At 38.6% G+C, this 14,524-nt stretch carries 12 protein-coding genes and 1 riboswitch; of the genes, 11 read left to right on the top strand and 1 reads right to left on the bottom strand.

The features are described 5' to 3' along the window. Positions 1–42: 42 nt before the first annotated feature. Positions 43–549, bottom strand: a complete 507-nt coding sequence (locus V7138_RS03550; RefSeq protein ID WP_335394342.1) for a DoxX family membrane protein — start codon at positions 547–549, stop codon at positions 43–45. Positions 550–897: 348 nt separating this feature from the next. Then, positions 898–1,006: riboswitch (SAM riboswitch) on the top strand. A gap of 120 nt (positions 1,007–1,126) precedes the next feature. Between V7138_RS03550 and V7138_RS03545 the strand changes: the two genes are divergently transcribed. From V7138_RS03545 to V7138_RS03495, 11 genes are all read left to right on the top strand, one after another. Continuing rightward, a complete protein-coding gene (locus V7138_RS03545; protein WP_335394340.1) occupies positions 1,127–2,122 on the top strand; it encodes an aliphatic sulfonate ABC transporter substrate-binding protein in 996 nt (331 codons plus the stop codon). A 55-nt stretch (positions 2,123–2,177) separates the two neighbouring features. Continuing rightward, the gene (locus V7138_RS03540) at positions 2,178–3,008 is read left to right on the top strand and encodes an ABC transporter permease (protein WP_335394338.1); all 831 of its coding nucleotides are present in this window, start codon (positions 2,178–2,180) and stop codon (positions 3,006–3,008) included. A 20-nt stretch (positions 3,009–3,028) separates the two neighbouring features. Continuing rightward, positions 3,029–3,742 carry an ABC transporter ATP-binding protein gene (locus V7138_RS03535; protein ID WP_335394336.1) on the top strand — a complete coding sequence of 238 codons (714 nt, stop codon included), beginning with the start codon at positions 3,029–3,031 and terminating at the stop codon, positions 3,740–3,742. Between the two features lie 24 nt (positions 3,743–3,766). Continuing rightward, positions 3,767–5,470, top strand: coding sequence for an acetate--CoA ligase (gene acsA / locus V7138_RS03530; protein WP_335394334.1), 1,704 nt, complete (start codon positions 3,767–3,769; stop codon positions 5,468–5,470). 161 nt (positions 5,471–5,631) lie between these two features. Continuing rightward, positions 5,632–6,387, top strand: a complete 756-nt coding sequence (locus V7138_RS03525; protein WP_335394332.1) for an NRDE family protein — start codon at positions 5,632–5,634, stop codon at positions 6,385–6,387. Positions 6,388–6,642: 255 nt separating this feature from the next. Next, positions 6,643–7,824, top strand: a complete 1,182-nt coding sequence (locus V7138_RS03520) for a carboxylate--amine ligase (RefSeq protein WP_335394330.1) — start codon at positions 6,643–6,645, stop codon at positions 7,822–7,824. A gap of 39 nt (positions 7,825–7,863) precedes the next feature. After that, the gene (locus V7138_RS03515) at positions 7,864–9,384 is read left to right on the top strand and encodes a UDP-N-acetylmuramoyl-L-alanyl-D-glutamate--2,6-diaminopimelate ligase (protein WP_335394328.1); all 1,521 of its coding nucleotides are present in this window, start codon (positions 7,864–7,866) and stop codon (positions 9,382–9,384) included. 7 nt (positions 9,385–9,391) lie between these two features. Continuing rightward, positions 9,392–11,239, top strand: a complete 1,848-nt coding sequence (gene asnB / locus V7138_RS03510; RefSeq protein WP_335394326.1) for an asparagine synthase (glutamine-hydrolyzing) — start codon at positions 9,392–9,394, stop codon at positions 11,237–11,239. Positions 11,240–11,299: 60 nt separating this feature from the next. Then, positions 11,300–12,082: a C39 family peptidase gene (locus V7138_RS03505; protein WP_335394324.1), complete on the top strand. Its 783-nt coding sequence runs from the start codon at positions 11,300–11,302 to the stop codon at positions 12,080–12,082. Positions 12,083–12,107: 25 nt separating this feature from the next. Continuing rightward, complete coding sequence (locus V7138_RS03500) at positions 12,108–12,815, top strand: aspartate/glutamate racemase family protein (protein ID WP_335394323.1); 708 nt, start codon at positions 12,108–12,110, stop codon at positions 12,813–12,815. A gap of 256 nt (positions 12,816–13,071) precedes the next feature. Next, on the top strand, positions 13,072–14,409 hold the full coding sequence (locus tag V7138_RS03495) for a murein hydrolase activator EnvC family protein (RefSeq protein WP_335394320.1): 1,338 nt from the start codon (positions 13,072–13,074) through the stop codon (positions 14,407–14,409). The last annotated feature ends 115 nt before the right edge of the window (positions 14,410–14,524 follow it).

Below are 14,524 nucleotides of genomic sequence, written 5' to 3'. Positions count from 1 at the left end.
TCTATAGGGTACATTTTAAGTGTAGGAGGAACGCTTTTTTCGTTACGCTACGTTTGCTGCTGTTTTTGTACCTTTTTTCTCATTGATTCGTTTTGTAAGGTAAGGAACTGCGAATCTGTCTACACCGTAGTAGTAAGTTGCAGCGCCTGCGAATAAGAGAATGATGGCTACTGTGTAAAGTGTTGGGTTAGTGCTTGTTGTACCAGCAAGTAAGAAGTTAAGGTTCATGAATGCACCTGCAAGTAATGCCGGGATTGTTGCAAACCCTACAATTAATCCAAGTCCTACTAGGAATTCACCCCAAGGAATGAGTACATTGAATAACTCAATGTTTGGTACAGCAAATCCTTCAAGGAATGCTGCATACCAGCCTTGTACTGCTGGGTGATCTCCACCTGCATTTGCGATAGCACCTTGGATAAAGCCACCTGCATCAAATCCACCTGCTGTTATTTTATGAAAACCAGCTTCTAGCCATTGAATACCTAACCATACACGTAATACTGTCCAAATAACTGCCATTTTAGGTCCTTTTAAGAATGTTCTCATTCTAATCTCCCCTTATAATTAATTTGTGAAACTCTTCACAATCTATTGTAAAAAAATATGAGTGCTTTAGCTGCCAGCTTTTGTAGTTTTGTTTGTGAAGTTTTTCACTAACTTTCTACACTCTTAATATACAATGGAATTTGATTAAAAGCAATAGGCTTCACAAATCAGACACAAATAATTTTACGACTATTTTTTTGATCTAAAAACATAGTATAGGGGAATCATTGGACTCAAATAAAAGATTCCAATAACGTAAAATATTTAGAAAAGTATTTGACTTTAAATTATTCACATACTATAATCCTTTTATAAAGAAAAACAGGAACGTATTAATTTAATAAAGAACTCTTATCCAGAGCGGTGGAGGGACATGGCCCTACGAAACCCGGCAACCTTCAAGTTAATTCTTGAAAAGGTGCTAAATCCATCAGGTATATTACCTGAAAGATAAGAGGAGGATAAAAGCCCTCTTCTTACTGAAGAGGGCTTTTTCTATTGCTTGGATGATAAAAGTTTGTTTTGTATTAGTGTTATTCCTTGTTTTCCTATAAAAATATTGGAGGTATATAGAAATATGAAAAAGATAGGTTCGATTGTTATTGCTGCACTCATTTTAATTGGAATTGTAGGTTGTTCGAATAGCATGGGTAAAGCTAGTCAAGGGAACGAAAAGCCAGAGAAAATCACATTGGATTATGCCTTTTACTCCCCAACAAGTCTTGTGTTAAAAGAGTTTGGTTGGGCAGAGGAAGCATTCGAGGAAGAAGGAATTAAGGTTGAGTTTGTTCTTAGCCAAGGAAGTAATAAAGCGCTTGAATTTTTAAATAGTGGCAGTGCAGACTTCGCTTCATCAGCGGGTGCGGCAGCCTTAATGGCTAAAGCGAATGGTGCTCCGATTGAATCGGTTTATATTTATTCAAAGCCAGAGTGGACTGCACTTGTGGCGAATGAGGATTCAGAGATTCAAAGTGTTAGTGACTTAAAAGGAAAGAAGATTGCTGCAACTATTGGGACTGACCCTTATATCTTCTTGTTACGTGCCTTAAATGAGGAAGGATTAAGCCCATCAGATGTTGAGATTGTGAATTTGCAGCACGGAGATGGAGCGGCTGCACTATCATCAGGTCAGGTAGATGCGTGGTCAGGACTAGATCCACACATGGCAAGAGTTGAATTAGAAACAGATGGAAAGCTATTTTATCGAAACGCTGACTTTAATACATATGGGACTTTAAATGTTCGTTCTGAATTTGCGGAAAAATACCCCGAGTACGTTGAAAAGGTCATAGAAGTTTACGAAAAGGCCAGAACATGGGTTTTAGAGAATCCGGAAGAAGCGGTAGAAATCTTAGCAAAAGAAGCAAATATTGATCTCGAAGTAGCGAAAAAGCAATTTACTGAACGTAATGATTTTTCTAATCCAGTGCCGGGAGAAACTCAAATCGAGGCATTAACAGAAGCGGGCAAGGTTCTCCAAGCGCAGGATATCATCAAAAAGGAAGTTGAATTGGATCAGTTAGTTCAAGATTTGATTAATCCAATATTTGCTGAAAAGGTAATAAAACCATAATATCGGGAACTGCCATTTATAAGAATGGCACTCCCTCATTTTAGGAGGAGGCAAAATGAATACAAAAGGCGAAGCATTATCGAGACAAATAAAGGTGAAATCTAAACGTGAGTTTGTTTTATCGGGAAATGTAAAAGTCGTCCTACTAGGAAGTATCATACCTGCCGTTTTGCTTGTCGTTTGGCAGTATTTAAGTCATATCGGTGTCCTTGAAGCACATCTTATGCCGGCACCTACCGTCATCCTAGCAAAGATAATCGAATTTGCTGGAGATGGTAGTCTTTGGGGTCACATCGGAATTACCTTATATCGAATCTTTTTTGGTTTTCTAATCGGTGTTGTTGCAGCTGTGATATTTGGTTCATTGGTCGGCTATTTTAGAATCGCGGAACAACTATTGGACCCAATGCTCCAGGCTTTCCGTTCAATCCCGTCGCTTGCATGGGTGCCCCTTTTTATCCTTTGGATGGGAATTGCGGAACCTTCAAAAATTACACTAATCGCTGTCGGTGTGTTCTTTCCGGTGTATTTAAACATTGTATCCGGAATCCAAGGGGTGGACCGGAAACTAATCGAAGTTGGGAAAATCTATAATTTTTCAACGTTCGAGTTAATCAGAAGGGTCATTTTGCCAGCTTCCCTTCCTTCATTTTTAGTTGGAATCAGAAGCGGGTTGGGGTTAGGCTGGATGTTTGTCGTTGCTGCTGAATTAATGGGAGCGAGCCAGGGAATTGGGTATTTACTGGTCGTTGGCCAAAACTCATATTCACCTGAAACAGTGATTGCAAGCATTGTGCTGTTTGCAATTTTAGGTAAACTAACAGACTCCATTTTAAAGAAAACGGAGGAAAAAACACTTCACTGGCAGGACAGTTTTGTGAAGTAGGCATGAAAGGATGACAAAGGATGCTGGCAGTTCAAAACGTAACTCGAACATTTTCGAACGGTACGACGGGGTTTAAAAATATTAGTCTTGAAACAAAAGATGGTGAAATCATTGGTGTTTTGGGTACGAGCGGATGTGGGAAAAGTACCTTATTGCGTGTCTTATCTGGGTTAGACCCGAATTATTCAGGCACGGTGAAAATCAGCGGTGACACGATCAAGTCTGTTCACGAAAAGGTAGGGGTCATTTTTCAAGAGTCACGTTTAATGCCATGGCTAACAGTGATAGAAAATATCTCATTTGGTTTAAAGAATAATCGTGAGAAAAATGACAAGGCAATCGAATTTATCAAATTAGTTGGATTGCAAGGCTTTGAAAACCACTATCCAAAGGATATTTCCGGTGGGATGGCACAAAGGGTATCAATCGCTCGGGCACTTATTACAGCACCGGAAGTATTGCTCTTAGATGAGCCGTTTAGTGCACTTGATGCTTTTACAAAAATGCAGCTGCAGGATTTGCTGCTAACCATTTGGGAGACATACAAATCCACGATGATTTTAGTAACCCATGATATCGATGAGGCCCTTTATTTATGCGACCGGATTATCGTGTTGAAAGGGCAACCTGGAGAAATCTATCAATCCATTCACATTGATGAACCAAGGCCAAGGTCCCGTGGGGATGTAAAGTTAGCACAAATGAAGGCAGAGATATTAGCGCTGTTAAGTTAGTAAAAGGGAAAGGGGAGCTTAGAAATGACAGTCACAGAATTAAATGTTATAAATCCTGTTGACGGAGATTATAATCTTCACAATTATGAGAAGGTCCGCCAGAATTTTTCCTGGGAAGAAGTCAACAAGGAATTTAGCTGGTATCAAACAGGAAAAGTGAATATGGCTCACGAATGTATAGATCGACATGTAGCAGAAGGGTATGGAGAAAAAGTTGCCCTACATTATATAAATGAAGATGAAGAACAAATTTTTACATTTAACGATATAAAGGATAAGTCTGACCATCTAGCCACCGTGTTAAGAGAACACGGAGTGAAAAAGGGAGATATTGTATTTATCTTTTTACCGAAAAATCCAGAAATGTATATTGCGATGATTGCAGCAGTTAAGTTAGGAGCTGTTGCGGGTCCGTTGTTTGAAGCGTTCATGGAGGATGCAGTAAGGGATCGAATTTCGGACTGTGAAGGTCGTTATTTAATCACAGATTCAGAGCTTGTAAAAAGAGTTCCAAAGCAACAATTGCCTTCACTAGAAACAGTGTTCATTACAGAGGGACCGGAAAAATGTGAGGAAAATGAAATCTCGCTTGTAGAAGCGTTAGCAGAAACGCCAAGTGAGGACAATATAACTGAATGGGTAGATCTTGAAGCTCGTCTTAACATTCATTATACGAGTGGCTCAACTGGAAAACCAAAAGGGATTGTGCATGCACATCGAGCAATGATTCAGCAGTACCAAACAGGAAAATGGGTTCTTGATTTAAAAGAAGATGATGTATATTGGTGCACGGCACACCCCGGCTGGGTCACGGGAACGGTGTACGGACTCTTTGCTCCTTGGCTAAATCGAGCAACAATTGTCATTAACGGGGGAAGATTTAATGCAGATTCTTGGTATTCCACCATTGAAAAAACAGGGGTGACGGTTTGGTATAGTGCTCCGACAGCATTTAGAATGCTGAAGGCAGAAGGGAATGAAGTTCTGGAAAAGTACAATCTTCGTTCACTGCGCCATATTTTAAGTGTGGGTGAACCGTTAAATCCTGAGGTCATCGTTTGGGGAAAGGAAGCACTAGGGAAAAGAATTCACGATACGTGGTGGATGACGGAGACTGGCGCACAATTGATTGTCAATCTTCCATCAGAAGTCATTAAACCAGGCTCGATGGGTAGACCAATTCCTGGAATTGAAATAGCGGTATTAGATGATGAAGGAAATCCAGTTCCAAATGGACAGGTTGGACATCTAGGCATCAAAGCCTCATGGCCTTCGATTATGAGAGAAGTATGGAAAAATGAAGAAAAATATGACTCTTATTTTTTAAATGGATGGTATGTATCTGGTGATTTAGCAGTGCTGGACGAGGACGGATATGTATTTTTCCAAGGGAGAAGTGACGATATGATTAATTCTTCTGGTGAACGAATTGGTCCATTTGAGGTCGAAAGTAAGCTAATTGAACATGAAGCGGTAGCTGAGGCAGGTGTGATTGGTAAGCCTGACACTTTAAGAGGTGAAATTGTAAAGGCCTTTATTGTGTTAAAGAAAGGCTATCATCCATCAGAACATTTATTAGAGGAAATTCGTGTTTTTGTAAAACAAAATCTTGCTGCCCATGCTGCACCAAGAGAAATTGAAGTTCTGGATGAGCTTCCAAAAACAAAAATTAGCGGAAAAATATTAAGAAGAGAACTAAAGGCACGTGAACTTCAAAAGACGCAATAACTTGATTGTGGGTATTCGTTGAAAAAGAGTGTAACCTTAAATGAAATAGTTTCGTCATATTAGCAGGGGTGAAGGCTCTTGCTTTTTTTTATGCCTATGCCTAGGTTTTTACGGAAAGTGCAAACAAATGTTATAATTTGTTAAAAAGGGCGGTGAGTACAATGTGTTTAATTTTGTTCGCCTATCAATCACATCCTGTCTATAAATTAATTGTTGCGGCAAATCGGGATGAGTTTCTTCAACGGCCAACTGCGCCAGCTCACTTCTGGGAGGATGAGCCTAGTTTGTTGGCGGGAAGAGATCTTGAAAAAATGGGAACCTGGATGGGCGTCACAAAAGTAGGTCGTTTTGCGGCTATCACAAACTATCGGGACCCTAATGAGACTTCAGACGGAAAACAATCGAGAGGAAAACTAGTTAAAGATGCGCTTACCTATCATGGGAAGATTGCTGATTATATGAAGAAACTAGAAAAGACATACTCCCGGTACCCAGGCTATAATCTATTAGTTGGTGATTTGAATCAACTCTATTATTATTCAAATGTTGGAAAAAGCCTCGAAAAAGTAAAGCCGGGTATTCACGGGCTAAGCAACGATTTGCTTAATACGAGCTGGCCGAAAGTTGAAAAGGGAAAAGAGGGTCTTGCTCAAATGATTAAGGGAGATAATCTAGCCCAAAACCTATTAGAGTTACTTCAAAATACGGATCGTCCAAATGATCATCTACTGCCTAAAACAGGCGTGTCACTCGAATGGGAACGAATTCTATCTTCCTTATTTATTCAAACAAAAGGGTATGGAACAAGAAGCTCAACCATATTATTAATGTCAGACACAGACATTCAATATGTAGAGCGAACCTTTTCTGGCTCAGAAATAAGCGATCAAACCTTCCGCTTTCCGATTGAGCCTTAAAAGAGTAGAAATATGGAATAGTATATAATAAGAAGAAAAATGATAAAAGAATGGGGTAATAAGTCGAAAAAGAGGATTAGAGTACGAAAGCATATATACTGTACTCTATTTTTTGTTTCATTTTTTTCAAATGTTACAGCTTGATAACATGCGGGATAAAGCTGTATTTCATCTTGAAACACCCCTTATTCTGTGTCAATATTGTAATATTAGACAAGAGTTAAAATAGGAAGTTAATCAAGGAGTCTGGTACGAATGAAAAATAAAGCTGTTATTTTAGGTAACAATTACTATATAGGTTTAAGCACAATGCGATGTTTAGGTGCAGAAGGGGTACATACGGTAGCCGTTGACTATTCTTATGAAAATACGTACGGTGCGGAATCCAAATATTGTTCGGAACGAGTCATTGCACCCCATTATAAAAAAGAGAAAGAACAATTTATCGCCTTTTTAAAGGAATATGCAAGAAAGCAAACGGCAAAACCGGTATTAATTCCATGTCATGACTCCTATGTAGAAGTGATAGATGAATATTTAGATGAACTAAAAGAGTTCTATCTCATTCCTCAAACGGAGCAAGGACTTTATACAAAAACGATGGATAAGGATGAATTACATAAGCTGGCTGTGGAACACGGAGTCGCGGTACCTGAAACCGTCCATCTTGGAGAAGAAAACTTCTATGAAAAAATTGAAGAAAATATTAAATTTCCATGTTTAGTTAAACCTACTGATTCTCCAACATTTGTGTCTATTTTTCGTAAGAAGTTATTCAAGGTACACAATCGTCAGGAATTGGATGAGGCATTACAGAAAGCAAAAGATGCGGATCAAGAAGTCATTGTCCAACGAATCATACCTGGGTTTGATGACCACATGTATACATTTGATGCGTACTTAAATCAAGATGCAAAGGTAACACACTGGACGACATGTCAGAAATACCGCCAATATCCTATTAATTTTGGTGCATCTGTGTATACAGGACAGAAGTATGTACCTGAGCTTTATGAGATTGGTTCTAAGTTTCTAGAAGCTATTGGTTTTAAAGGCTTTGTCGAAATTGAGTTTAAAAAAGATGAGGAAACGGGTCAGTATTACTTAATTGAATTGAATGTCCGGATCACGAACTTAAACAGTTTGTTATACAAGGTAGGGCTAAACTTCCCATACATCACATATCGAGAACTTACGGGTGATCCATTGCCGCCTAAAGCGATTAAACATGACACGAACCTGGTCTTTTGGTATGCCTATGAAGACTTCTACGCAATCAAGGGTTATTTAAAAACAGGTCAATTGTCGATGGGGCAGGTAATAAAATCCTTCTTTAAACCAAAAGCATATGCGATATGGGATTGGAAGGATCCGAAGCCTGCATTCTCATATGCCAGTATCATTTCAAAGAAACTACTAAAGAAAATAAAAAAATAATGCAGGGTAAGTTAAGGTCATTAATTGGAGTGGATAACAATGCATTTAAAATCAGTTTTACGTAATCTTGATTATACCGAAATAAAGGGAAGTCTAGAGGTTGACGTGACCTCAATTGCTTTTGATTCTAGAGAGGTAACCGAAAATGGTGTATTTGTTGCCATCTCTGGTTTCACAGTTGATGGTCATAACTATATAGAAACTGCAATTAAAAAAGGCGCATCTGTCATTATTGTTGAAAAAGATATATGGTTTGAGGATTATGTGACCATCCTCAAGGTTCCAGATACAAGATTAGCATTGGCAAGAATGTCTGCTAACTTTTATGAGAATCCTACTGAAAAATTAAATCTAATAGGGATTACAGGAACGAATGGTAAAACATCTACAACCTATTTTGTTAAATCGATATTCGAACAGGCAGAAAAAACCATTGGTCTGATTGGAACAATGGGTACTATAATAAACAATAGGCATTTTGAAAATAAAAATACGACTCCTGAGTCATTACATTTACAGGGTATTTTTTCGAAGATGGTAGATGAGGGAATTGAAGATTGCATTATGGAAGTTTCCTCACATGCATTAGACTTAAACCGTGTAGCCTATAGTCATTTTAATACGGCTATTTTTACGAATTTAACGCCTGATCACTTAGAACTTCATAAAAATATGGAAGAGTATTTTAATGCGAAGGCTAAGCTTTTCGATTTAGCCCAGGAACATTTAATTATAAATGTAGACGATCCATACGGAAGAAAGTTAATTGAAAAGGTAAAAGACTCGAATAAACCGATTACGACGTATGGAATAAATGAAAAAGCAGATATATACCCAACCGATCTCCATTTTTATGCAGATTACAGTACATTTCAATTAAATACACCAACTGGTTCAGTGGAGATAAAAGTAAATATACCAGGTGTTATTTTTGTGTATAATAGTCTAGCAGCTATAGCGTGCGCGTACACCAATCATGTTTCTTTAGAGGTTATCAAAGAAGGAATAGATGCTGTAAAAGGAATTAGAGGAAGACTTGAGGTCATCTACCAAGATAAAGGTAGAAAGGTAGTTGTTGATTTCGCTCACACAGAAGATGGGTTAGAAAAAGCACTCTCCACTCTAAGACCTTTCACAAAAGGGCGCTTGATTGTGGTCTTTGGTGTATATGCAGCACCAGGCAAAGATGGAAGTGAGAAAAGAAAAGCAATGGGAAAAGTCGCGGCTACATATGCAGACTTATCGATTGTAACCTCTGATAATCCGAAGGAGCAGGATCCTACCTTAATTGCGAATGAAATAGTAGAATCCATGAATGAGGTTGATGGGAAATATCACGTTGAAATTGATCGTCGAGAAGCGATTAAATATGCACTTGAAAATAGTCAAGATGGAGATGTAATCCTTCTTGCGGGAAAAGGCCATGAAACTGCACAAGTAATTGGCAATACAGAAATTCCTTTTAATGAAAGAGAGATTGTACAAGAACTTCTAGATAATGAACGAAAAAACAGACTTAAATTACAGACATCTAGAAAATTTATAAAAATAAAAAGGTGATTAAACTATGTGTGGCTTCGTTGGTTTTGCTGATTCAAAACTTGAAATAGATAAAGTACAAGTAATAAATGATATGATGGACACAATTATTCATAGAGGTCCTGATAGTGGTAACCATTATTCAGATGATCATGCAACATTAGGCTTTCGCCGCCTAAGCATTATCGATTTATCTGAAGAAGGAAACCAGCCTATGCTCAATGAAGATGGTAGCTGTGTTCTAGTCTTTAATGGTGAAATCTACAACTATCAAGAGCTCCGCGAGGACCTTATTGAGAAAGGCCATATTTTTAAATGTGATTCTGACAGTGAAGTTGTCGTTCATGCATACGAGGAATATGGAGTTGACCTTCTGCAAAAGGTTCGTGGGATGTTTGCATTTGCAATCTGGGATAAAAACAATGAATCCATGTTTTTTGCACGTGATTTCTTTGGGATTAAGCCTTTATACTATACGCAAAATACAACAGATAACTCCCTTATTTTCGGATCTGAAATCAAGTCGTTTTTAAAGCAGCCTGCTTTTAAGAAAGAGTTAAATAAAGACGCGATTAAGCCTTATTTAACTTTCCAATATTCTGTGCTTGATGAAACATTCTTTAAGGGTGTTTATAAATTACAGCCTGGTCATTACATGCTCTACAAAAAAGGTCAGATCGAAATTAAGCCTTATTGGGATATTGACTTTGCTGCCGATAATAAGGGGCTTGACCACTATATCGAAGAAATTAACAATACCTTAAAGGAATCTGTGAATTACCATAAAATTAGTGATGTAAAGGTAGGTTCATTCCTTTCAGGTGGGGTTGACTCAAGTTATATCACGGCTTTGTTAATGCCAAATAAAACATTTTCTGTTGGATTCCAGGATTATGAAGGAATCTTCAATGAAACAAACCTAGCTAAGGACTTATCCGATATTCTTGAAATTGAGAACTACAAAGAACTGATGACGGCAGATCAAGCTTTTGACATGTTGCCTACAATCCAATATCACATGGATGAGCCACAATCAAACCTATCATCTGTTCCCTTGTACTTTCTATCGAAGTTAGCAAGTGAACATGTTACAGTTGTTCTTTCTGGTGAAGGAGCCGATGAAATCTTTGGTGGCTATGTCTGGTACCAAAAGTCTGGAAAGCTAGAAAAATACGAAAAGATTCCTTATGGGATCCGCCGTGTGATTTCTGGGATCAGTGCAGCTCTACCTAAAAATAAAATCACAAACTTCCTTGTGAAGGGTGGTCAACCGGTAGAGGAAAAGTTCATTGGTCAAGCGAGGATATTTGAGGAAGAAGATGCTCGCAAAGTCCTAAAAGATGAATACCGAACAGGCCCTTCAGTGCAAACTATTACGAAAAAAGTGTATGATAAGGTTAAAGGAAAAGATGATGTTACAAAAATGCAGTATCTTGACCTTAAACTTTGGTTGCCAGGAGATATCCTTTTAAAGGCAGACAAAATGAGTATGGCTCATTCGATTGAATTGCGGGTACCGTTTTTAGATAAAGAAGTCATGTCAATGGCTTCAAACATCCCAAGCAATTTACGAGTGAACGATATCGATACAAAATATGCGCTTCGTGCTGCATCTAAAAAGGTGCTTCCAGAGGAATGGGCAAAACGTGAAAAAGTTGGATTCCCAGTTCCAATGAGACATTGGCTTCGCGAAGAAAAATACTACAACATCGTAAAAGAAATGTTCGAATCTAATATCGCAAAAGAATTTTTCCAAACGGAAGAATTGATGAAGTACCTCGATGACCATTATCATGGAAGGCATAACTATGCAAGAAACATCTATACAGTCTATGTATTCCTTGTGTGGTATAAGATATTCTTCATTGAGTTATAAAATTTGTTTTTTTCACATATACATGATTTCTAGTGATTGTCTAAAAAGGGGCAGATAGAAGTGAAAAAAATAGTAACAGGTCTATTATTTTTGAATCTCATATGTGTCGTTTATTTATTAATAAATGTCGAAACCGTTAAGGGAATTGCTAGAAGCATGATATCTGGAAATGGAGGTTTTTCTGGGCTCACAACTGTGTACGCCCAGGAAGATAATCCATATCGAGAAGTATCGAATGGCAAAATTGAGGTATTTATTCCAGTCGAAAAGGTACTCCAACTACCGGAGTTACCAAACGGCTGTGAGATTACATCGTTAACCTCGATATTAAATTTTCATGGTTATCATGTGTCCAAATTAGACATGGCTGACAATTATTTACCGAAAGAGCCATTTAAAACAATCAACAATGTCCTATACGGCCCAGACCCACATAAAGCATATGCTGGAAACCCGCGGCAATGGAGTGGATTCTTTACGTATGCCCCTCCAATTGTACAAGCAGCTCAAAGCTACCTAGATGAGGTAGGAACTGAATTAGAACCTGTCGACTTAAGCGGGAGTTCTCGCGAAGAGATCATGATGGAACTTGAAGAGGGGAATCCGATTGTAGTTTGGGTAACCTTAGATTTAAGTAAGAAGAAAGTGAATTATTCTTGGAATATTCACGACACGAATACAAAGTTCAATGCGCCGACGAATTTGCATTCAGTTGTCTTAAATGGCTATGTAGGGGATAAGGTACATGTAATGGATCCATTACAGGGACAAATCATTTATGATGCAGATGCATTTTTTGCAAGCTATGAGGACTTAGGTAGTCACGCAATGACAGTAAAGTAAAAATGATGTGAAACTAGGTGTAAACATGGAACAAAAGACATTAGGAGTAATTGGCGGTATGGGACCGAAGGCAACCTCTGTTTTCTTTGATAAAGTTGTCAACCGAACAGATGCTCATCAGGACCAAGACCATTTAAATATGGTCATTCTTAATCATGCAACCCTTCCAGACCGAACCCATGCAATCCTAACAAATACAGGTGAGACGTTTTTAGATGCCGTAAAAAATGATATCAAGTTGCTTGAAGCAGCAGGGGTTGCCAACATTGCCATTCCTTGTAACACATCTCATTACTTTTACGACGATATGCGAAAGATGACGAATATCCCAATCATCAACATGGTCGAAGAAACGATTAAAGATATCCATAACTTGTTTGGGGAAGGCACAAGGATTGGCATTCTAGCCACAAACGGGACAAACCGCAGTGGAATCTATACGGATGTTTGTAAGAAGTATAAGCTAGAACTTTATACCCCGGTTGATAGCTTACAAGAAAAGGTCATGGATATTATTTATAATAACGTTAAAAGTGACCTCGATATAGATTCTAGTGAGCTTGAAGAGTTGATCATGCATCTTGTTGAAATAGAGCAATGTAAAACGGTCATTCTTGCCTGCACGGAATTATCCTGTATTAAATTAAGTGAAGAAGTCGAAAAGTATACGATTGACGCGATGAATGTATTAGTGGAAAGATCTATATTACGCTCAGGAAAACGTCTAAAATAAAGTTGAGAAAACTCGCCCAAAAAGAGCGAGTTTTTTATTGCGTCAGATTGTCGAAAAATCTTTACAAATCTAGTGTTTTCAACAGATTATGAAATATAATTGTAATATTACTTTGACGTTTTGAGACAAATTTTTATGTTATAATACAAAACATGAGAATATGTAGCAAAATATGATAATTGTGGTGGGGGATGAATGTTTTCCCGTCATTTAAAATGATAGATTGCTAGGTTGGTAGAAGGGAGATGCTTTTACGGTGAAGCGAAAACTTCTAATGATTGGAATGGGTATATCAATTGGACTCGGAAGTTTATTGACAGCAATGCCCAATACTGCATTAGCGATTCAAAAAAATGAAGAGCTAGAAAACGAAAAGAAGGAAGTTCAAGAAAAAAAATCAGAGTTAGAATCTGAAATCACTCAAAAAGAAGATGCAATTGGTGAAATCAAACAACAAAAAGTCGGTGTTGAGCAGGAAATTAAACGACTCGATCTTGCCGTAAGTGATACACGCAGCAAAATTGACAACATAAAAGCTCAAATCCAAGAAACGAAGGACGAAATTGAGCGCCTTGAAGCGGAAATGAAGGTGCTAGAGGAACGGATTCAAAAACGGGACAAGCTTATCAAAGAGCGGATGCGCAGCCTCCAGCAAAGCGGTGGCGTAGTTAGTTATGTAGATGTGCTGCTTGGAGCAAAAAGCTTTAATGATTTCATTAACCGGGTTAGCGCAGTTTCGACATTTGTACAAGCTGACCGTGAAATTATGAATGAGCATGAAGCAGACATTAAACAACTTGAGGAAAATAAGGCTGAGGTTAAAACATTACTGGCACAGCAGGAAGATCAACTGAAGGAACTTGATCGATTAGAAGTCCAGCTACAAGCCCAAATTAAAGAACAAAACAAAGTCATGGCTCAGTTAGAGGTTCAAGAACAAAAGATGCATGAGGAGCTCCATGCACTAGAGGACGTCGGAGAATTATTAGCCGCTCAAGAAAAGGCGATTCAGATGGAAATCAATGCGTGGAACCAAAGGCAAAAAGAGCTAGAGGAACAACGAAGAAAAGCTGAAGAAGAACGGAAGAGAGTCGAAGAGGAACGTAAAAAGGCTGAAGCCGAAGGAAGAACCCCGCCGCCTCTACCTGAAGCACCAGTACCAGTTGTGAACAATGGAGGGTTTATTAAACCAACTACAGGACGGGTCACATCCGAATTTGGAATGCGTTGGGGAAGCATGCATTTCGGGATTGATATTGGAAAAAACGGTCGTGTAGGAAACATTCCAATTTATGCGGCAGCAGGCGGTACGGTTACGCGCTCACGCCTTGAAAGCAGCTACGGAAATGTGATCATGATTACCCACTATATTAATGGGCGTCAAATGACAACTGTTTATGCACATTTAGATCAACGCTTTGTTGGTCAGTATGATCAAGTGAAGCAAGGTCAATTAATCGGCTACATGGGGAATACAGGCCACTCAACAGGTCCACATCTTCATTTTGAAATCTATGACGGACCATATAGTCCAACTCAATACAGTGGTGGACACTCAAACGCAGTGAATCCACGCCAATATATTGCATTTTAAAGATTAATGCGCCCGATCGAAGATGATCGGGCGTTTTTTGGCGGGATTCGCCAGGATGATATACGTCTGATTCCGAAGATATGCGTGGCTTGGGCAAGAATATGCGTCTGATTCC

It is taken from the genome of Bacillus sp. JJ1533 (assembly GCF_036965045.1).
In the GTDB taxonomy this organism is placed as follows: Bacteria; Bacillota; Bacilli; order Bacillales; family Bacillaceae_L; genus Ferdinandcohnia.
This window is presented reverse-complemented; position numbering and strand designations above follow the sequence as displayed.

What these genes read in the sequence shown, in the direction of transcription:
- V7138_RS03550 (WP_335394342.1), bottom strand. Translation starts at nt 549, where the DNA reads ATGAGAACATTCTTAAAAGGACCTAAAATGGCAGTTATTTGGACAGTA.
- V7138_RS03545 (WP_335394340.1), top strand. Translation starts at nt 1,127, where the DNA reads ATGAAAAAGATAGGTTCGATTGTTATTGCTGCACTCATTTTAATTGGA.
- V7138_RS03540 (WP_335394338.1), top strand. Translation starts at nt 2,178, where the DNA reads ATGAATACAAAAGGCGAAGCATTATCGAGACAAATAAAGGTGAAATCT.
- V7138_RS03535 (WP_335394336.1), top strand. Translation starts at nt 3,029, where the DNA reads ATGCTGGCAGTTCAAAACGTAACTCGAACATTTTCGAACGGTACGACG.
- acsA (WP_335394334.1), top strand. Translation starts at nt 3,767, where the DNA reads ATGACAGTCACAGAATTAAATGTTATAAATCCTGTTGACGGAGATTAT.
- V7138_RS03525 (WP_335394332.1), top strand. Translation starts at nt 5,632, where the DNA reads ATGTGTTTAATTTTGTTCGCCTATCAATCACATCCTGTCTATAAATTA.
- V7138_RS03520 (WP_335394330.1), top strand. Translation starts at nt 6,643, where the DNA reads ATGAAAAATAAAGCTGTTATTTTAGGTAACAATTACTATATAGGTTTA.
- V7138_RS03515 (WP_335394328.1), top strand. Translation starts at nt 7,864, where the DNA reads ATGCATTTAAAATCAGTTTTACGTAATCTTGATTATACCGAAATAAAG.
- asnB (WP_335394326.1), top strand. Translation starts at nt 9,392, where the DNA reads ATGTGTGGCTTCGTTGGTTTTGCTGATTCAAAACTTGAAATAGATAAA.
- V7138_RS03500 (WP_335394323.1), top strand. Translation starts at nt 12,108, where the DNA reads ATGGAACAAAAGACATTAGGAGTAATTGGCGGTATGGGACCGAAGGCA.